Source organism: Neomesorhizobium albiziae, from assembly GCF_900114255.1.
Lineage (GTDB): Bacteria > Pseudomonadota > Alphaproteobacteria > Rhizobiales > Rhizobiaceae > Neomesorhizobium > Neomesorhizobium albiziae.
This window is the reverse complement of record NZ_FOSL01000044.1, coordinates 1-19061: the sequence shown is the minus strand read 5'-3', so window position 1 is coordinate 19061 and position 19061 is coordinate 1. Positions and strand designations below refer to the sequence as shown.

Genomic DNA, 19061 nt, shown 5'->3' with positions numbered 1-19061 from the left:
CGGTGGCGTTGCTGGGGCGAGGATGCCCCGAGGTCCGGGCCTGACCGAGGCTAGTTCGCGGTGTGAAAACCCGCGCTCCCTTTGCGGTCGGGCAAGAACACCGGCGGCGCCTGGGAGACCGGGCCTCGTATAAATTTGAAACGGCACGGTCCCAGGCGCCGCTTCCCACTTTTCTTTCAATAGCCAGACGCGAAAGCGGGCGTGGCGACGAAGACGCTTGTGCTGATGAAAAGACCCCCTCTCCGTCTCGGCTTCGCCTCGACACCTCTCCCCCGCTTCGCAGGGGCGAGGAACCCAAGCTGGAGAGGCGCTGGCATCGCGGCAGCGGTTCCTCGCCCCTGCGAAGCGGGGGAGAGGTGGTTTGCGCAGCAAACCGGAGAGGGGGTCATAATAGACAAGCCGGCAGACCAGAGCGGAGCGAAGGTGGTCGGCCACAACGCCGACGCCCCTCCTCCCCCTCGATGGGGGAGGTGTCGAGGCGAAAGCCGAGACGGAGGGGGTGATATAGGAGGAAGTGATATCCGCACATCAGCCATCACCCCACCCGGCCCTGCGGGCCACCCTCCCCATCGAGGGGAGGGAGACAGGTGGAGACCGCAACGCATCCCCTCTCCCCGTCATTCACGGAGAGAGGGTAAGGGTGAGGGGCATGCAGAAGGTGAGGGGCAGCACACTATCTCCCGCCCGCCAGCGGTGCCCGCGAGGCGATGTTGGCTCTGTCGAAGGTTACCGCCTTCACCACCGCGAACACGCGCTTGCCGGGTTCGAGCCCCAATGCCTGCACCGAATGCCGGGTGATGCGCGACAGCAAGATACCGCCGCCGCAATCGATCTTCACCAGCGCTTCGGGGCCGTCTCCCATAGCGATTTCGACGATCCTTCCGGCCACGATGTTCATCGCGCTCAGGCCCTGCGGCGGCTCGGTTGCAATCATCACGTCGCGGGCGCGCACCCGCACCCGCACGCGGCTGCCGACCGCCGTATCGATGCGCGGCAGTCGCCATTCACCAGCGCCGGAGGTGAGCATGGTCAGGCCGTATTGGTCGTCATGGCCGCTGACCGCAAGGTCGAGCATGGAGCCGCCTTCGGCGCGCTCCTCTTCGGGCAGCAGGTCGAGCCGCTGCATGATCTCGGCGGTGGGTCCCGACGCGGTCACCCGGCCGCCGGCAAGCACGACGATGTCGCTCGCCAGCCGCGCCACTTCAGCGATGGAGTGGCTGACATAGACGATGGGAATCCTGGTCTCGTCGCGCAGCCTTTCGATATAGGGCAGGATCTCGGCCTTGCGCGCATCGTCGAGCGAAGCCAGCGGTTCGTCCATCAGCATGAGCTGCGGGCTGGCGATCAATGCGCGCCCGATCGCCACGCGCTGCTTTTCGCCGCCCGAGAGCAGATTGGGCTTGCGGTCGAGCAGGTCGCCGATGCCGAGCAGGTCCACCACCGCCGCCATGTCGGCGTAACGTTCCGTCTTCGGTCGGAAGAAACGCCCGTAGCGCAAATTCTGGCTGACCGACATGTGGGGAAAGAGCCGGGCGTCCTGGAACACATAGCCGATGCGCCGCTTGTGCTTGGCGAGGAAGGTTCCGGCAGCCGTGTCGACCAGCAAGCGCCCGTCGACGGCGATACGGCCCCGGTCCGGCCTTATCAGCCCGCCGATCAGGTTGACCAGCGATGTTTTGCCCGAACCGGACGGCCCGAACAGCGCGGTCAGCCGGCCGTTCGTCTCGAAGGCGGCTTCGAGTTCGAATGCTCCCAGCCGGTGACGGACATCGACGGACAGCGTCATTCGATTTCCATTGTCCTGCCGACGCGGCGGGCCAGCACCTCCGACGCGATCAGCGCGAGCATGGCGATGCCGATGGAGATCAGCGTCAGCCTGAGCGCGCCCTCGTCGCCGCCCGGCACCTGGGTGAAGGTGTATATCGCCGAGGGCAAGGTCTGCGTTTCGCCGGGAATGTTGGAAACGAAGGTGATCGTCGCGCCGAATTCGCCCATCGCCTTGGCGAAGCAGAGGATCATGCCGGCGATGATGCCGGGCAGGATCAGCGGCAGCGTGATCGTTGCAAACACCCAGAGCGGGTTGGCGCCCAGCGTGCCGGCGGCCGCTTCAAGCCGCCGGTCGACCGCCTCGATGGAGAGCCGGATGGCACGCACCATCAGCGGAAACGCCATCACTCCGCAGGCAAGCGCGGCACCCGTCCAACGGAAGGAAAACACGATGCCGAAATGTTCGGCGAGGAAGGCGCCCGCCGGTCCACGCTTGCCGAAGCTCAAGAGGAGCAGATACCCGGTCACCACGGGCGGAAGGATCAGCGGCAGGTGCACGATGCCGTTGAGGATCGATTTTCCCCAGAAGCGGCCGCGCGCCAGGATCAGCGCGACAAGGATGCCGAACGGCAGGCTCACCACCATCGCCCATGTGGCGACCTTGATCGACAGCCGGACCGCATTCCATTCGTCGGGCGTGAGGTCCAGCAGCCATTGCATGTGTTCAGGCCATGATGTTGGTCGGCAGAATCATGGCCTGAAATCTATCTTAATTCGAGACGGCCGGCGCAAGCACCGTGAAGCCCTGCGCTTCGAAAAGCGGCTTCGCCTTGGCCGACTGCAGGCATTTCAGGAAGGCCGGCGTGTCGTCGTCCTTCGAGCCCTCGGTCTGCGCGACGGGATAGATGATCGGCGGGTGCGTGTCTTCTGGGAAAACGCCCACGATCTTGACACCCGGTTCGGCGTTGGCGTCGGTCTGGTAGACGATGCCGGCGGCGGCCTCACCGGTCGACACCAGCTTCAGTGCGGCGCGTACATTTTCGGCCTGCGCCACCTTGCCTTCGACCGAGCCCCAGACGCCGAGTTTTTCGAGCGCGGCCCTGCCGTATTTGCCGGCGGGCACTGCCTTTACGTCGCCCATGGCGAGCTTGCCGTCGCCGATCAGGCCGGCGAGGTCGAAGTTCGCGGCGATGGTAGTTTCAGCCTTCGAATCCTTCGGCGCAACCAGCACGATGCGGTTGCCGAGCAACTTCACTTCGGTATCCGTCCTGGTCAGCTTCTTGTCCGAGAGATATTTCATCCAGTCGAGGTCGGCCGAAATGAAGACGTCGGCCGGCGCGCCTTCCTCGATCTGCTTGGCCAGCGCCGAGCTTGCCGCGTAGGAAATCGTTGCCTGTTCGCCGACATCGGCTTCGCAGGCTGCGTTCACCGCGTCGAGGGCGTTTTTCAGGCTGGCGGCCGCGAAGACCACCACTTTTTCCTGCGCCATCGACGCCGTTGCCGAACAAAGCATCGCGGCGATGCCGCCGGCAGCAGCGGTAAGCGCTACCCCAAAGCCTCTAACTCCAAGCATGATCAACTCCCGTCTTTGATAGATGCATCTGTCCAAAAGGCCGGCTGCTTCAGTCCCAAGCCTCTCAGATCGATATATCCAGTCAAACATAACAATGGAAGCGCGTCCACTGGCAAGATACCGGGGAAGACTGGAGAAAGATGCGTGGAAAGGCTGCAAGGGGCGCGCTCTTGTTCGCATCGATTGTTACTGAAAAATATCACGCCCATCCCGGTTGTAGAACCGGCGCCCAGATCGCTGAACAAGCTTCGCCGATCTGGTCCGTCGCCTTGCGAAATTCGGAGTGGCGGAGGCACGCGTTCAGCCATCGCGGCGCAGCGTCAATTGATTGTGCGGCGCGCTTGTTGCGCCGCGCCGACGTGTGACGATCCTGATCCAAAATGCCTCGACCTATGGAAAGACAGCCAGGGTATCGGTGCGTGAAGACTACGATGCCGGCGCTGCGTCACCCAGCGGTTTCCGCACCCGCCGGTTGCTGAACCCGCGCCAGATGCATAACTCAAAGCGCCGGGGCTCTAACCTCCGCTGCAGGAAAAAGCAGTGGCGGGTCACTGACGCGACATCATACACCGCGTCTTAACAGGGTAGACAAGTCGAAGATTCCAATAGCATTATCGGCGAAGGGTGGCGGGGCTCAGCAGGCGAGCGCAAGCGATGCCTGCTGGCAGTTGGCAGCAGCAAACCGTACAGCTGTGATTTACTCACGGTTGTGAGAGAGGAATCCCAACGATGCCGAACCCAAGCCAGACTAGCGACCAATGGTGGGTCAACGACCAGACGCCGGACAATCCATATGGCAAGAGCGAAGACTACGAAGCCTTCCTCACCTACGTTGGAGCGCTTGGCCGCAGCCTGACGCCGGCGATCGCGGCGGGAACGCTGAGAATCAATGTCACTGAGCTCAATAACCATCCCGATTACAAGGCCGCCGCGATCGGCGCCCTGCAGATGTGGGCCTCCGTTACCCCTCTGAAGTTCGAAATCGTCGACGACGCTCCATTCAATCGCGCGACGGACTGGATGCAGGTTGTCAGCCCCGAACTGGGCGAGGAGGACGATGGCAGCGCCTATTCGAGCAATCGTTATGTCAGCATAGGTCAGCGTTTCCACGACACGGAGCCCAACAAGACCGATATTGGCGGCTATGTGTTCGATTCCTTCATCCATGAATTCGGCCACGAGTTCGGCCTGAACCATCCCGGCCTCTACAATTACAGCGGTCCCGGCGGCATACAGATCAACTATCTGAACAATGCGACCTGGACCTACGACCGCCAGCAATACAGCGTCATGTCCTATTTCGATGGGATCGACGTCGGCGAAGGCACCCGCTGGTCGGCGTCAACGCCGCTCATGGCCGACATTGAAGCCGTCATCCGCCGCTTTTTCTCGACCGTCGACGCGAACGGCGTGCGCACCTATCAGCATATCGACCTCAACACAGGCGACAACGTCTACGGCTTCGGTAGCACGCAGTATGGCTACCAGCTCACCGCCTCGGGGATGCAGCACGATATCGGTTTCGTGATCCATGACACCGGCGGAACCGACACGATCGACTTCTCCGGCTCCACGGCCGGCACGATCCTCGACTTGCGCGCCGGACAGTTCTCCAGCGTCAACGGCCATAGCAACAATGTGTCGATCTTTGCCGGGCACAATGCCGATGGGACCGATTATTACATCGAGAACGGCATCGGCAGCAGGTATAGCGACGTCCTGATCGGCAATGACGGCGCCAATGTCCTTGACGGCCGCGGCGGCGGCGACCGCATGGCTGGCTATGGCGGCGACGATATCTACTTCGTCGACTCCGTCGACGACATCGTGCGCGAGGAAGCGAATGGCGGCAACGACACGGTCGTCCTGCTTTCCAGGAACCTGAATATCCGGAAAATCGCCAACGTCGAAAATATCATCTATGCCGACGAGTCGACGCCCCAACCGGGAGGCGGCGACGGCGAAACCCCGCCCAGCGTCGGCGACAATACGATGACCAGCATTATCTTCGGCACAAGGGGGAACGACACGCTCGATGGCGGCGCCGGCGATGACACGATCTTCGGTCAGGGCGGCGATGACCTCATCATCGGCGGCCGCGACTCGCTCGCCAGCCGTGACATCAACAACACGATCGACGTCGCGGACCTTGAAGACCAGACCGAGAGCGATGACGGTAATGACACGCTCTATGGCGGCGGCGGCAACGACACCATCCTCGGCGGCCAGGGCAACGATATTCTCGATGGCGGCGACGGCGACGATACGCTGAGCGGCCAGGACGGCGTCGACGTATTCCGGGGCGGCGCGGGCGTCGACACGGTCGACTACAGCAAGGAGAGCCCTTTCCAGCTGCTCGTCAACCTCGCAACGAACGTCGCCAGCGGCGGCACCGCCTCGGGCGACACTTTCTACAGCATCGAGAACCTGATCGGCTCCGATGACCGCATCGACCGTTTCATCGGCACGTCCGCAGCCAATCATTTCTGGGGCCAAGGCGGTGGCGACTATTTCAATGGCGGCGGCGGCAATGACATATTGGATGGCGGCGCCGATGGCGACATCCTGTACGGTGAAGACGGCAACGACACGATCATCGGCGGCGGCGGCCAAGACTATCTGGATGGCGGCGCCGGTATCGATACGGTTGTCTACGCAGGCAGCACCGACGGTGTGACGATCGATCTCGCCAACGGCACGGCCAGTGGCGGCGACGCCGATGGCCCGGTGCAGATCGTCGGGCGCGGTACGATCATCCGCCACGACATCCTCGCCGGCTTCGAAAATGCCGTCGGCTCATTCTTCGATGACCATCTCATCGGCAACGCCCAGGCCAACGAACTCTCCGGCGGCTCGGGCGACGACACGCTGACTGGCGGCGGCGGCGCAGACACATTGAATGGCGGCGCAGGCAGCGACACGGCGGACTACGCCGACGCGACCAGCGGTGTCAGGCTCAAACTGGGCGGCGGCAAATCCGCCGGCGACACCTATATCTCGATCGAAAATCTCGCTGGTTCGGGCTTCAACGACCAACTTACCGGCGACGGCGCGGCCAATGTGCTGACTGGCCAGGGCGGCGCGGATACGATCGACGGCGGCGGCGGCGATGACACCCTGCTTGGCGATTTCGCCTATCAGGGCGATGCTCCGCCACGCCCGGGTATGGGTACCGGCTACGCCACCCTCGGACCGGATGCGACGAATAATTCGATCGCGACCGCCTTCGACATCTCGAATAACTTCTCGCTAGCCGCTGACCCGGACATCTTCGATTCGACGACCATCCTCCACACCACCGTCAACGCCACCGGAAACGGCCGGGGCGCATATTATAGCCTCAACCTGGCGGCCGGCACGATCATCACGATCGACATCGACGGAATCGCCGATCCCGACGTCCATGACAGCTGGGTCAGGCTGCTGGACAGCAATGGCAATATCGTCGCCCAGAACGACGATGGCGGCGGCGACCCAGGCTCCACAAGCAACCGGGATTCGAGCACGGTTTTCGTCGTCCAGGAAACCGGAACCTACTACATCCTGGAAGGCAGCTGGTCGCCGACGGCTCCAGGCGATGGCTGGTCGGAAGCTGTGCCGGCGGGCTCGACATATGAGGTGAACGTATCGGTCGAATTCCCGCCCGCGCCGGCTCAGCCGGGCGTTGCGGGCGCTGACAAGCTCTCCGGCGGCGGCGGCAACGACCTGCTGGATGGCGGACTGGCGGCCGACACGCTGACCGGCGGCGCGGGCGAGGATTCTTTCCGCTTCTCGACAGCGATCGGGAGCGGCAATGTCGACTGGATCAAGGACTTCAAGGTCGCCGACGATTCGATCCTGCTGGACAATCTCATCTTTGAGAACGTGGGCGGCGACGGTTCCCTCGCCCTGGGAGCATTTTACAAGAGTGCAGCGGGTGTCGCTCATGATGCCGATGACCGCATCATCTACGACACCGACAGTGGGGCATTGTCTTACGACGCCGATGGCTCCGGACAAGCTGCAGCCATTCAGTTTGCGCAACTGAGCACAAATCTGAATCTGTCGGCAGCGGACTTCATTGTCGTCTAACTTGTTACAGGAGGGGGCGCTTTCAGGCGCCCCCTCCTGTAACGGCACTGATCGCCTGTGCTTGTGGCTGGCATGGGCGCCGCAGCATTAGAGCGGTTCCGGTTCTTTCAGACCTTTAGCTCGCTCTAACGATTTGTTTTGCCGCATTTATGCGGACGTCAAATGATTCCATTTGGCTGCTAAATGCCCGAGGGAGAGTGTGTGATGAAGCGTCCGACCGACCGCCGCACAGTACTAATGGCTGCCGGAGCTGCGGCTGTCGCCGCGGCCGCCGGGGCGGTTGCCGCACAATCGACAGATATTCGCGGCGCGGTCACGTTCGAGGGCGGCGCGGTTATCCCGGAAGGTCACCTTGAGATTTATCTCGAGGACCCTGCCATTCAGGATAAGGCGCTACGTCGCGCCGCGAAAACGAGCGTCAAAAGCGACGGCGGCTCAAAGACGATAGAATTTTCCTTGTCGCTGCCCGCAAGCTCGACTGCTTCGCCAACGCTGCAGATCGTTGCGCGCCTGGAGCGTGCGGATGGCTGGCTGGTCGCGCGAGGCAGCGCACAGTTCGAGGCGGGCTCGCCCGTTCATGTCACACTCAACACAGTTATGTATTGAAGGGGTCAAGCCCCAATCCCTAAACGCAAAACTGCCGGGGTTTGTCGACGGTCTGAGGGCCCGCCGAATGGCAGGCCCTCTTTAACGTTCAGGCGGTCGCTACCGTGCGACGAATCAGACAATCCAGAGCGGCTGGTCCGCCTGCAGAGAGCCAAGAAGAGCTGGCGGCAAGGTGTACGGATCCGCTGTGGAGTAATCCACGCCATAGCCCATGTCTTCGAGCGAGGCGATCGTCATCCGGCTCATCGCCATCGAGCCGTTGGCATAGCCAGTCATCAACTCGCCGCCGAAGACCGATTCCGCCCAGTGGCCGCCGGCCGTTCCGGCGCCGCCGCCGGTTTCCAGAGGCACCGATTGTGCGTTCGCCTGCCCGGAGAGGGTCCGGTACTCAGCCAGGGCGCTTTCGCCGATATACTGGAAATTGCCCGACTTCAGCCCGAGCTGGCTCCACAAGGTTCCGAGGCCGAGCACATGGCCCATTTCATGGAGGATGACGTCAACCAGCGTGCCGTTGGCGAGCATCGTGGCCATGTCCGCGGAGTCGAATTCCATGATGCCATGGTAAGGCAGGCTGGAGCCGCTGCGCAGCGCGTCGGGGCCGGCGCGTCCGAGCACATTGCTTGGCCCGTCGATGGCGATGACGCTGGCGTCGATCAGCAGATCGTCGACCAAGCCCCAGCTGCTGGTGTTTACGTCGGGCAGGTCCGCGACAATGACCTGCTCCCAGCGCGCCGCCGCTTCGTCGAAGGCCGCCTGGAAGCGCGCATCGCCCGAATAGTTTACGACGATATCGAATTCGCCATCCGGCGGCGAAACGTTGTTCGTTGCAGCGACGGTGTAGGAGCCGGTTCCGGCACCGCCGGAGCCGGTGGCTTCGAGATAAAAGGTGCCTGACGTGGTCGCTGTATAGACGATCTGGGAGTTGGCCGAACCGCCCGCGTCGTCATTGGTGGCGAGGGCAACGCCGTTGCTGCCGAGCAAGCGCAGGTTCGGATTTGCCAGGCCACCGGTCGCACCCGATCTGAGATCGAACGTATAGGTTTGCCCGGCAACAAGGCTAACCGAGAAAATGTCGGCATCGCCGGCAACCTCGATTCTGCCTGTGCTTGACTGGCCGATAGCGATCGTGCCCGCCGGAGCCGTCGTATCCGAGACGCTGTCACGGAAATCGTCGGCTGGTGGCTGGGGCGTGCTGTCCCGCGCCGTCACCACGTAGTTGCCGGTCTGGCTGGCGGCATAAGCCTTTGCTTCGACAAAGTAGGTTCCAGACGATGTCGCGGTGAAGGTGATCTGCGAATTTCTCGACCCGCCAAAGTCGTCATTGATGGCAAGCTGCACTCCCGAACTGTTGAGAAGACGCATTACGGGATCACTGAGGCCGCCGCTCGCTGCACTGCTCAGATTGAGTGTATAGGTCTTGCCCGCTTCAAGAGTGACCGCGAAGATATCGGTGTCCCCGCTCGTCTCGATACGCCCAGTCCGTGAGCCGCCCACCGCCAGAGCGCCTAGCGGCGACGACGCATCGCCGACGCGATCACTATAGTCGTCGCTGGGCGATGTCGGAGGGGTCGTCGTGGTTCCGCTCGAGGTGAGCGTATAGGTTCCAGTACCGGAGCTGAAGTTGCTTGCCTCCAGGTAGAAGGTACCAGAGGTTTGAGCGGTAAACGTGATACGGGAATTTAGCGACCATCCGAAATCGTCGTTGAATGCCAGTTGCCCTCCATTGGCATTCAGCAACCGCAAGTATGGATCCGAACCCGCGGCGCCGATCAGATTGAAGGTGTAGGTCTGGCCCGCGACCAGCTGGATCGCGAACAGGTCGCGGTCGCGGGATTCTTCTATCGATCCGGTGACCGAGCCTCCGGGCCGAAGTGTTCCCAGGCCGGCGGACATATCGGACAGACTATCCCGATAGTCGTCGGCGACAGCTTGTGCTGACGTCGCTCTACTGCCTGCGTTGGCGAATATTCCTTGCAAATTCAATCGCATTTTTTACCTGACTAAGGTTGATCGTTTCAAAATTGTTGCCTGACCTACCATAGTGGTGCCCCCCTGGATTCCTCCGGTTCCAGGCCGACGCGTTGAGTTACAATCCCCGCCAAATGGCTTGCTTGCGCAACTCTTACACGAGTTCACGCAACTTAAAGTTCCATTTGTTGTGGGGGCTTACGCCACGGAATGGTGATAATCAAGACTAATCCATGTTAAGAGTTCCGGGTGGGATTTTGGGGGGCGCGAAGGCGGGAGGTTCAACCGCGAGTTTAGCTTGTGTATCGACGACGGCGACCAGGATCTCGGCGACGGGCGGTATGCATTTGAAGCTGTTGTTTACTTTTTGTTCCGCTGCGCGGGGTTTCTATCCGAGGGTTTCCCCAATCTATGGCTTCCCGTCAGCAGCCTTTTCAGGATATGACCGCGGCGGGGTGGTGGCGAATTTCTGTCCGGAGCGGAGCCGGATGTAACCTTTTCCGGCATTGAGATGCCCTGTCCTGATTGCGAGTTTGAATGAAGACAACGCCATCGCCGCCGCTTACGCTGGCTGGAATTATGTCGTCGTTTCGACGTGCTTTTTCGGGTATTGCCTTGATGAGCGGGGTCGTGAACGTGCTGGCCCTGACCGGCTCGTTCTTCATGTTGCAGGTCTATGACCGGGTCGTTCCGGGCCGTAGCGTGCCGACGCTGGTCGGCTTGGCGATGCTTGCCGCGACCTTATTCGTTTTTCAGGGGGTGCTGGAGCTGATCCGCTCGCGCCTCATGGTGCGGCTGGGGCAGGGGTTGGACGCAAAACTCAGCCCGTCAGTCTATTCGGCGCTGATGCGCCTGCCGTTGCGCGCCAAACTTCCCGGTGATGGACTGCAACCCTTGCGGGATCTGGACCAGGTGCGTTCCTTTATCGGCAGTGCCGGACCGACCGCGCTGTTCGACCTGCCATGGATGCCGCTCTATATCGGCATCTGTTTCATTTTTCATTTCTGGATCGGCGTTACAGCGCTTGCCGGCGCCGTTGTCCTGTTCGCACTGACGCTTCTGGCAGAGTTCCGGACCAGCGGCCCGACAAAGATCGCCGGACAGCAAGCGGCCGTCCGCAGCACTTTGGCTGAGGCGACAAGGCGCAACGCCGAAGCCATGCAGGCCATGGGTTTTGGCGGGCGCATCGCCGAGCGATGGTATGCCGTCAATGCCGACTACCTGAACGCCCATGCGGCAGCCAGCGATGTCGCGGGAACGCTTGGCACGATTTCCAAGATCCTGCGGTTGATGCTGCAATCCGGAATGCTGGCGGTCGGCGCTTATCTGGTCATCCAGCAGGAGGCGACCGGCGGCATCATGATCGCAAGCTCGATCATGATGGGCAGGGCGCTGGCTCCGATAGAACTGGCGATAGCGCATTGGAAGGGTTTCGTCTCCGCGCGGCAGAGCTGGGCACGCCTGAAGCAGCTGTTGTCCGCGATGCCGGAAGGCGCCACCAGCGTAACCCTGCCTGCGCCCGTCAGCGCGTTGGCGGTTGAGAATGTCAGTGTCGCACCGCCGGGCGAACGGACGCCGGTGGTGTGGGATGCAAATTTTTCGCTGGCCAGGGGATCGGGCCTGGGGGTCATCGGCCCGAGCGCTTCCGGCAAATCGTCGCTGGCGCGTGCACTTACAGGTGTCTGGCTGCCGGCGCGTGGCGCCGTGCGCCTGGACGGCGCGACGCTCGACCAGTGGCCAACCGACGAGCTGGGCAAACATATCGGCTATCTGCCGCAGGACGTGCAGCTGTTTGACGGAACGATTGCGCAGAACATCGCCCGCTTCGACCCGGATGCGTCATCCGATATGGTGCTGGCTGCGTCCAAGGCAGCCGGCGTGCATGATCTCGTCGTGCACCTGGCCGACGGCTACGACACAAGGGTTGGCGAAGCCGGCGCCTCGCTGTCGGCAGGGCAACGGCAGCGTATCGCCCTTGCACGCGCGCTCTATGGCGATCCGTTCCTGGTGATCCTGGACGAGCCGAATTCCAATCTCGATGCAGAGGGTGAAGTGGCCTTGTCCGCCGCCATCCAGGGCATCAGGGACCGCGGCGGCATCGCCGTCGTCGTCGCACACCGATCCAGCGCCCTGGCCAATGTCGATACGGTGCTGGTGATGGCCAATGGGCGCGTGCAGGCCTTCGGTCCGAAGGATGAGGTGCTGAGCAAGGTTTTCCGATCGGCAGCGCCGCTAAAGGTCGTTACCGCCACGGAGAGAGGGGTCCCTGCATGAGCAAGGACAAAACCACTTCGCATCATCGGCAGATCCAACGCTATCTTGTGGCTGGGGTTGCCACTTGCCTGCTGCTTGTCGGAGGTGTTGGCGGCCTGGCGGCAGTGACCAAAATGTCGGGTGCGGTAATCGCCTCTGGCCGGCTTGTGGTCGATTCCAACGTGAAGAAGGTTCAGCATCCGACCGGCGGCGTGGTCGGCGAGATCAGGGTGCGTGAAGGCGACCGGGTCAAAGCGGGCGATATCCTGGTGCGCCTGGACGAGACGACGACCCGCGCCAACCTGGCGATCGTCTCAAAAAGTCTGGATGAGTTTTATGCACGGCTGGCGCGCCTGGAGGCGGAGCGTGACGGCAAGGATAAGATCAGCTTTCCGGAGGTTTTGACAACGCGACGCAGCGAAGCTGGTGTCGCCGCATCGATGGCCGGAGAACAATCGCTGTTCGACTTCCGGCACCAGGCGCGATCCGGCCAGCGATCGCAATTGCGCGAACGGATCGCCCAGTTGACGGAGGAGACCGCCGGACTGACCGAGCAGCGGCAGGCGAAACGCCGGGAGATCGAGCTGATCCAGGTCGAGCTGGAAGGCGTGCGGGACTTGTGGAACCGCAAGCTGGTGGGGATCGACCGCATGACGGCGCTGGAACGGGACGCGGTGCGGCTCGAAGGCGAGCATGGGCAGTTGACCGCGGGAATAGCCCAGGTGAATGGCAAGGCGTCGGAGGTCGAACTGCAGATCATCCAGATCGACCAGGATCTTCGCAGCGAGGTGGCGACCGAGTTGCGTGAAGCGCAAGGAAAGATCTCGGAGTTCGTCGAACGCAAGGTTGCGGCCGAGGACCAGTTGAAGCGCATCGATCTGCGCAGCCCGCAGGATGGCGTGGTGCATCAGTTGGCCGTGCATACCGTCGGCGGGGTGATCACGCCCGGCGAGCAGGTGATGCAGATCGTACCGGTAACGGACGACCTGACCGTTGAAGCGCATGTTGCACCGCAGGATATCGACCAGGTGACCATGGGCCAGAATGCGATCTTGCGCCTGTCGGCCTTCAATCAGCAAACCACGCCGGAACTGACCGGGACGCTGTCGCGGATCTCGGCGGACCTGACGACCGACGAACGCACCGGAACAACCTTCTATATTGCGCGGGTGAAGCTGCCGAAAACCGAGGTCGCCAAGCTGCGCGGGCTGGCGCTGTCGCCGGGCATGCCCGCTGAGGTTTTCTTTCCGACGGGCGACCGGACGATGCTTTCCTATCTGGTGAAACCGTTGTCGGATCAGATCCAGAAAGCTTTCCGGGAAGAATGAAGTCCGCGCCTTTGCGAGCGAGCGGCAAGAGCTAAGGCAGCTAAACCCTGGCACGTGGCTAAAGCCGCAACGCAGGTCGAACTTCCACTGGGGAGTGCCGCCAGAGGTACCCTGAAATCGATTGGTTTCAGGCAATCGACTGATCTTGAATGAGAATTTTGGTGCCGCTTGCGTGACTCGAACACGCGACCCCATCATTACGAATGATGTGCTCTACCAACTGAGCTAAAGCGGCATTCCTGCATCGCGCCGGGGCGCGAGCGGTTGAGTGAGCGCCTGATAGCTTCATTGCGCGGCAATTTCAAGCCGCCCGCGACGTGAAATGAAGGTAAAGGCAGGGCGCAGTACAAACGATACCGCACGCTGGTGCAATTTCCGGAATTGAATGGTGCAATCGCACTCGCCGCCTTCACAATCACCGCCGGCATCGCTAGTCTACATCATCCAAAGCGCTTTGGGAGAAAGAAAATGGCGATACGCACCGTTGTCTGGGGCGAGAATGTGCATGAGCAGAAGGATTCGATCGTGCAGTCGATCTATCCCGACGGCATGCATGCGGCGATCGCCGCCGCGCTGAACGAGAACAAGGCGATCTCAGCCACCACCGCGACGTTGCAGGAGGCCGAGCACGGGCTGACTGAAAAGCGCCTGGCCGAGACCGACGTGCTGGTCTGGTGGGGTCATGCCGCGCACGGCCAGGTCGACGACGCCATTGTCGAGCGTGTCCAGCAACGCGTCTGGGAAGGCATGGGGCTGATCGTGCTGCATTCCGGCCATTTCTCCAAAATATTCAAACGGCTGATGGGCACGCCCTGCTCGCTGAAATGGCGCGAGGCAGGCGAGCGCGAGCGGTTGTGGGTCATCAACCGCAACCACCCCATCGCCAAGGGGCTCGGCGAACATTTCGAGCTGCCGATGGAAGAAATGTACGGCGAGGCCTTCACCGTGCCGGAGCCGCTGGAGACGGTTTTCATCTCCTGGTTCGAAGGTGGCGAGGTGTTCCGCTCCGGCATGACCTTCCAGCGCGGCGCCGGCAGGATTTTCTATTTCCGGCCGGGTCACGAGACCTATCCGACCTATCACGACGGGAATGTGCGCCAGGTGCTGCGCAACGCCGTCGAATGGGCCTACAACCCCGCGCCGGCCTGGGCCTCGGTCGCCAGCGCGCCAAACGTGCCGGTCGACAAGGCGCTGGAGAAGCTTGTCGAAAAGGGGCCGAAGCTCCACGCCCACGGCGAAGAAGGTTTCAGGTGATGCAGCGGCTGCTCCTGCTCGGCACCGGCGGCATCGCCACCCATCATCTCGAGGAGTTCGCGGCGGTGCCGGAGTGCGAATTCGTCGCCTGCGCCGATGCCGCACCTGGCCGCGCCGCGGCCTTTGCGAAAAAGCACGGCATCGCCAATGCTTTCGACAGCCTCGACGAGGCAATCGCGTGGGGTGAGTTCGACGCCGCCGTCAACGCCACGCCGGACGGCGTGCACATGGAGACGACGCTGGCGCTCCTAGCTGCCGGCAAGCACGTGTTCTGCGAGAAGCCGCTGGCGCAGAATTATCCCGACGCGATGCGCATGGTGGAGGCTGCCGAAAGTGCCGGCCTGATCAACATGGTCAACCTGACCTACCGCAATTCGCCGGCGCTGCAGCAGGCGCGCCAGATGGTGGCCGAAGGCCGCATCGGCGCTTTGCGTCATGTCAACGCCGAATATCTGCAGAGCTGGCTCGTCGGCAAATACTGGGGCGACTGGCGCACCGACGAAAAATGGCTGTGGCGGCTATCGCGCGGCCATGGCTCGACCGGCGTGCTGGGCGACGTCGGCGTCCATATCCTCGATTTCGCCACCTATTGCGCCGGCGAGGACATGGCGAGCCTTTACGCCGATCTTGCTGTGTTTGCGAAGGCCGAAGGCGACCGCATCGGTGACTACGCGCTCGATGCCAATGACAGCATCGTCATCACCGGCCGCATGGCTTCCGGCGCACTGGCGACGGTGACGGCGACACGTTATGCCACGGGCCACGCCAATGATCTGGGGCTGACGCTTTCGGGGACCGAAGGGGCAATCAGGGTCGAGACCGACGGCAAGGTATCGAAGCTTTCGGCGTGCCTGGGCGGCGATGTCGACGAGAACCGCTGGAGGACGGTCGAGACGCCGCCGGTGAAACGCAATGCCCGCCGCTTTGCCGATGCACTGATTTCCGGCAGGAATGGCGATCCGTCGTTTCGCCGCGCCGCCGAAATCCAGAAGCTCATCGACGCCGCCTTCGAGAGCGGAGAGAAGGGCCGGCCGGTCGCGATCGGGTGACGGCGGCCGGCGCGCGAGAGCAGCTTACGCCGCCAGCTTCTGCTTGGCCGCTTCGTATTCCGCAGCCAGCCGATTGACCAGCGTTGCGGTCGGAACCACGTCGCTGACCGCTCCGATGCCCTGGCCGCAACCCCAGATGTGCTTCCAGGCCTTGGATTTGTCGCCGCCGAAATTCATCTTCGAGGGGTCGGATACCGGCAGATTGTCGGGGTCCATGCCGGCATTGCGGATCGAGCCCTTGAGGTAGTTGCCGTGCACGCCGGTGAAGAGGTTGGAATAGACGATGTCGGCGGCCTTCGATTCGACGATCATCTGCTTGTATTCGTCGGTGGCGCGCGCCTCGGTCGTGGCGATGAAGGGCGAGCCGATATAGGCCATGTCGGCTCCCATCGCCTCGGCCGCGAGGATGGCGCCGCCATTGGCTATGGCGCCCGACAGCAACAGCGGCCCGTCGAACCACTGGCGGATTTCCTGCACCAGCGCGAAAGGCGACAGCGTGCCGGCATGGCCGCCGGCGCCGGCGGCCACCGCGATCAGCCCGTCGGCGCCCTTGCGGATGGCGTTCCTGGCATGGCGGTCGTGGATGATGTCGTGCAGCACGATGCCGCCGTAGGAATGCACCGCCTGGTTCACCTCCTCGACGGCCCCGAGCGAGGAGATGACGACCGGCACCTTGTATTTCACGCACATGCCGAGATCGTGCTCCAGCCGGCCGTTGGACTTGTGCACGATCTGGTTGACCGCGAAAGGAGCCGCCGGCCGATCCGGGTTCTTCGCGTTGTGGGCGGCCAGCGCTTCCGTCACCTCGGCCAGCCATTCGTCGAGTTGCGCTTCCGGACGGGCGTTGAGCGCAGGAAAGGAACCGACGACGCCGGCCTTGCACTGCTCCACGACCAGCGGCGGGTGCGAGATGATGAACAGGGGTGCTGCGACAACAGGCAGGCGAAGATTGTTCTGGAGAATGTCGGGCAGCGCCATGAAATGCTCTTCCTCACCGTAAATAATTGACGTTTGCGTAAACGTCGCTCGTTCTAGCAGATGCTTTTGCCAGGGCAAATGCGTTTGCTCCCACATTTCGGTCGACCTTTTCCGGTTGGAAAGGTCGTCCAACGCGCGGAAAGCGCCGGCTAGTGTCCCGATGCTGAAATTCGTATGAGTTGGATATCAAGGGCAGGGCGGATTTCAGAATCGAAGGACACTAGCAACCTATTGATTTCTAGTGTCGTTTTGATTTCGACGTTCGCTCGGAGGACGATATCAAAATCAAGCGAACTTCGAAATCACGACACCATCGGCCATGCAGCCGTTGATTGATTGCGCGGCTACGGCTAACCATCGGTATTTTCTGCGATGTAACGAGCGGGGAAGACCGTTTGGATGTGATCGAAAAGGCGATCAGGGCCGCCCTGGAAAAAGGGGATGCGGAAGACAAGGGCTTCCGCGAAAAGGTCTATCGTTCCGCTTTCGCGGCGCTTGACCGCGCCCTGCAGGCCAATCCCAACGTCACGGTGGAAACGGCGATTTCCCGCCGTAAATCGCTGCAGGCGAAAATCACCGAGATCGAATCGGAGTTCATTCCGGCCGTGCCGGAGATAGACCCCGCCATATTCGACTTTTCGGAAAACGGTTCGGCGCAACAGCCTGCCGAACTGGAAGTGCGCCCAGCGCCCGCAGCGCCAGTTGCGCCTGTCGTTACCGCCCCTCGTGTCGAGCCAACCTCGCCCGCAGCGCCTGTCGTCGAGCCCATGGCGCCTGCCGCGCCCGTAGCGTCGGCCGCGCCCGCCGTGTCCGTCGTCGAGACGGTTGCCCCGACCATAGACACCGCCGCGACGCAGGCCGAATCGCCAGCACCCCGGATAGACGTTTCTCCGCCGTCGCCATCCGCCGTGGCGCCGGCGATCGACCTCGGCATTGCAGGCAATGCCCCGCCCGCGCGGCCGGCCGCCGCCAATGGGCGCACCGAACCGTCGTTTGCTTCCGAGCCTTCGATCGGCGGACCTGCCACTGTGACGCCTCCCGAGGATCCGACTGCATTCACCGCGCCGGATGTCGCGGCTCTCCAGATGGATCCACCGAAGCAGCCGGTCTCGGAAGAAGAAATCTATGAGGTGTCGCCCGATCCGGACGCCGCGGTCGCACGCGAGCGCCGCCGGCCCTACTCTGCAATGTTCATCGCCGTCACGCTGTTGGTCGCCGGCGCCATGGGCCTTTGGTGGGCGGCCGATACCGGCCTGCTGAAGTCGGCGGCCGAACGCGATACCTCGGTTCCCAACCCGCCCGCCACGGCGGACGCCGAGGATTTCATCCCTGAAGACCAGGAGCCCGTGCAGGCGCCGCGCAAACCCGGCGAAACCGACGCGCTGAAGAACTGGATCAGCGTTTTCACGCCGGCAGACGCAAACAATGTCAGCGCGCCGTCCGACACCGGCGTTGAAGTTGTCCAGGGCGACGAGGGAGAGGTGCTGCGCATCCGTTCCGGCACTTCCGGTTCGGCGATCCTTTTCGATGTCGGGCAGGGCGTGCTGGAGCAGATCGCCGGCAAGCGGGCCATCTTCGACATCGTGGCGAGCGCCGAGGAAGGGCAGGAAACGCAGATCTCCGTGAGCTGCAATTTCGGCGAGCTCGGCGATTGCGGTCGCAAGCGCTATGCGGTCGGCCACGAGCGCGGCGAGTTCCTGTTCGAGATCGAACTGCCTGCCGGAGAGCCCGGCGCCGGCGGCACCATCGCCATCAGCTCCGACATCAGCAACGAAGGCAAGGCGGTCGATATTTCGGAGATCAAGGTGTCGATCGGCGAATAGGCGCAACGTCCCCCTCCGGTTTGCTGCGCAACCACCTCTCCCCCGCTTCGCAGGGGCGAGGAACCGCTGCCGCGATGCCAGCGCCTCTCCAGCTTGGGTTCCTCGCCCCTGCGAAGCGGGGGAGAGGTGTCGAGGCGAAGCCGAGACGGAGAGGGGGTCTTTTCATCAGCACAAGCGTCTTCGTCGCCACGCCCGCTTTCGCGTCTGGCTATTGAAAGAAAAGTGGGAAGCGGCGCCTGGGACCGTGCCGTTTCAAATTTATACGAGGCCCGGTCTCCCAGGCGCCGCCGGTGTTCTTGCCCGACCGCAAAGGGAGCGCGGGTTTTCACACCGCGAACTAGCCTCGGTCAGGCCCGGACCTCGGGGCATCCTCGCCCCAGCAACGCCACCG

Annotated in this window: 12 protein-coding genes and 1 tRNA gene; 7 read left to right on the top strand and 6 right to left on the bottom strand. The window is 62.5% G+C overall.

Annotated features, from left to right (window positions below; genetic code table 11):
- Positions 1-673: 673 nt before the first annotated feature.
- Genes modC through modA form a run of 3 tightly spaced genes read right to left on the bottom strand, consistent with a single transcriptional unit; the run spans position 674 to position 3340 of the window.
- The gene (gene modC, locus F3H98_RS29000) at positions 674-1786 is read right to left on the bottom strand and encodes a molybdenum ABC transporter ATP-binding protein (RefSeq protein WP_149764281.1); all 1113 of its coding nucleotides are present in this window, start codon (positions 1784-1786) and stop codon (positions 674-676) included.
- Complete coding sequence (gene modB, locus F3H98_RS28995; protein WP_149764279.1) at positions 1783-2487, bottom strand: molybdate ABC transporter permease subunit; 705 nt, start codon at positions 2485-2487, stop codon at positions 1783-1785. Before modB ends, modC begins: the two co-directional genes overlap by 4 nt.
- 49 nt (positions 2488-2536) lie before the next feature.
- Positions 2537-3340: a molybdate ABC transporter substrate-binding protein gene (gene modA, locus F3H98_RS28990; protein ID WP_188130628.1), complete on the bottom strand. Its 804-nt coding sequence runs from the start codon at positions 3338-3340 to the stop codon at positions 2537-2539.
- Positions 3341-4069: 729 nt separating this feature from the next.
- Here modA and F3H98_RS28985 point away from each other — a divergent pair.
- Together F3H98_RS28985 and F3H98_RS28980 are read left to right on the top strand one after the other, a co-directional pair.
- Positions 4070-7411: a M10 family metallopeptidase C-terminal domain-containing protein gene (locus F3H98_RS28985; protein ID WP_149764277.1), complete on the top strand. Its 3342-nt coding sequence runs from the start codon at positions 4070-4072 to the stop codon at positions 7409-7411.
- A 204-nt stretch (positions 7412-7615) separates the two neighbouring features.
- Positions 7616-8017: a hypothetical protein gene (locus F3H98_RS28980; protein WP_149764275.1), complete on the top strand. Its 402-nt coding sequence runs from the start codon at positions 7616-7618 to the stop codon at positions 8015-8017.
- 114 nt (positions 8018-8131) lie between these two features.
- Here F3H98_RS28980 and F3H98_RS28975 read toward each other — a convergent pair whose 3' ends face one another.
- Positions 8132-9910, bottom strand: coding sequence for a pre-peptidase C-terminal domain-containing protein (locus tag F3H98_RS28975; RefSeq protein WP_188130627.1), 1779 nt, complete (start codon positions 9908-9910; stop codon positions 8132-8134).
- A 612-nt stretch (positions 9911-10522) separates the two neighbouring features.
- On the opposite strand from F3H98_RS28975, the gene F3H98_RS28970 reads away from it, so the two are divergent.
- Complete coding sequence (locus F3H98_RS28970; protein WP_149764271.1) at positions 10523-12259, top strand: type I secretion system permease/ATPase; 1737 nt, start codon at positions 10523-10525, stop codon at positions 12257-12259.
- Positions 12256-13566: an HlyD family type I secretion periplasmic adaptor subunit gene (locus F3H98_RS28965; RefSeq protein WP_149764269.1), complete on the top strand. Its 1311-nt coding sequence runs from the start codon at positions 12256-12258 to the stop codon at positions 13564-13566. Before F3H98_RS28970 ends, F3H98_RS28965 begins: the two co-directional genes overlap by 4 nt.
- A 159-nt stretch (positions 13567-13725) precedes the next feature.
- Here the strand turns inward: F3H98_RS28965 and F3H98_RS28960 are convergent.
- Positions 13726-13801: transfer RNA gene (locus tag F3H98_RS28960), tRNA-Thr, on the bottom strand.
- Positions 13802-14034: 233 nt separating this feature from the next.
- Here F3H98_RS28960 and F3H98_RS28955 point away from each other — a divergent pair.
- Both F3H98_RS28955 and F3H98_RS28950 read left to right on the top strand, forming a co-directional pair.
- Positions 14035-14820, top strand: coding sequence for a ThuA domain-containing protein (locus F3H98_RS28955; RefSeq protein ID WP_149764267.1), 786 nt, complete (start codon positions 14035-14037; stop codon positions 14818-14820).
- Complete coding sequence (locus tag F3H98_RS28950; RefSeq protein WP_149764265.1) at positions 14820-15869, top strand: Gfo/Idh/MocA family protein; 1050 nt, start codon at positions 14820-14822, stop codon at positions 15867-15869. The genes F3H98_RS28955 and F3H98_RS28950 overlap by 1 nt, the downstream gene beginning before the upstream one ends.
- A gap of 24 nt (positions 15870-15893) precedes the next feature.
- On the opposite strand, the gene F3H98_RS28945 is transcribed toward F3H98_RS28950, so the two are convergent.
- On the bottom strand, positions 15894-16847 hold the full coding sequence (locus F3H98_RS28945) for an NAD(P)H-dependent flavin oxidoreductase (RefSeq protein ID WP_149764263.1): 954 nt from the start codon (positions 16845-16847) through the stop codon (positions 15894-15896).
- Positions 16848-17248: 401 nt separating this feature from the next.
- Here F3H98_RS28945 and F3H98_RS32075 point away from each other — a divergent pair, with 401 nt between their 5' ends.
- Complete coding sequence (locus F3H98_RS32075; protein ID WP_244621977.1) at positions 17249-18670, top strand: hypothetical protein; 1422 nt, start codon at positions 17249-17251, stop codon at positions 18668-18670.
- Positions 18671-19061: the final 391 nt, after the last annotated feature.

What these genes read in the sequence shown, in the direction of transcription:
- F3H98_RS28985 (WP_149764277.1), top strand. Translation starts at nt 4,070, where the DNA reads ATGCCGAACCCAAGCCAGACTAGCGACCAATGGTGGGTCAACGACCAG.
- F3H98_RS28945 (WP_149764263.1), bottom strand. Translation starts at nt 16,847, where the DNA reads ATGGCGCTGCCCGACATTCTCCAGAACAATCTTCGCCTGCCTGTTGTC.
- modA (WP_188130628.1), bottom strand. Translation starts at nt 3,340, where the DNA reads ATGCTTGGAGTTAGAGGCTTTGGGGTAGCGCTTACCGCTGCTGCCGGC.
- F3H98_RS28965 (WP_149764269.1), top strand. Translation starts at nt 12,256, where the DNA reads ATGAGCAAGGACAAAACCACTTCGCATCATCGGCAGATCCAACGCTAT.
- F3H98_RS28950 (WP_149764265.1), top strand. Translation starts at nt 14,820, where the DNA reads ATGCAGCGGCTGCTCCTGCTCGGCACCGGCGGCATCGCCACCCATCAT.
- F3H98_RS28980 (WP_149764275.1), top strand. Translation starts at nt 7,616, where the DNA reads ATGAAGCGTCCGACCGACCGCCGCACAGTACTAATGGCTGCCGGAGCT.
- F3H98_RS28975 (WP_188130627.1), bottom strand. Translation starts at nt 9,910, where the DNA reads ATGTCCGCCGGCCTGGGAACACTTCGGCCCGGAGGCTCGGTCACCGGA.
- F3H98_RS28970 (WP_149764271.1), top strand. Translation starts at nt 10,523, where the DNA reads ATGAAGACAACGCCATCGCCGCCGCTTACGCTGGCTGGAATTATGTCG.
- modC (WP_149764281.1), bottom strand. Translation starts at nt 1,786, where the DNA reads ATGACGCTGTCCGTCGATGTCCGTCACCGGCTGGGAGCATTCGAACTC.
- F3H98_RS28955 (WP_149764267.1), top strand. Translation starts at nt 14,035, where the DNA reads ATGGCGATACGCACCGTTGTCTGGGGCGAGAATGTGCATGAGCAGAAG.
- modB (WP_149764279.1), bottom strand. Translation starts at nt 2,487, where the DNA reads ATGCAATGGCTGCTGGACCTCACGCCCGACGAATGGAATGCGGTCCGG.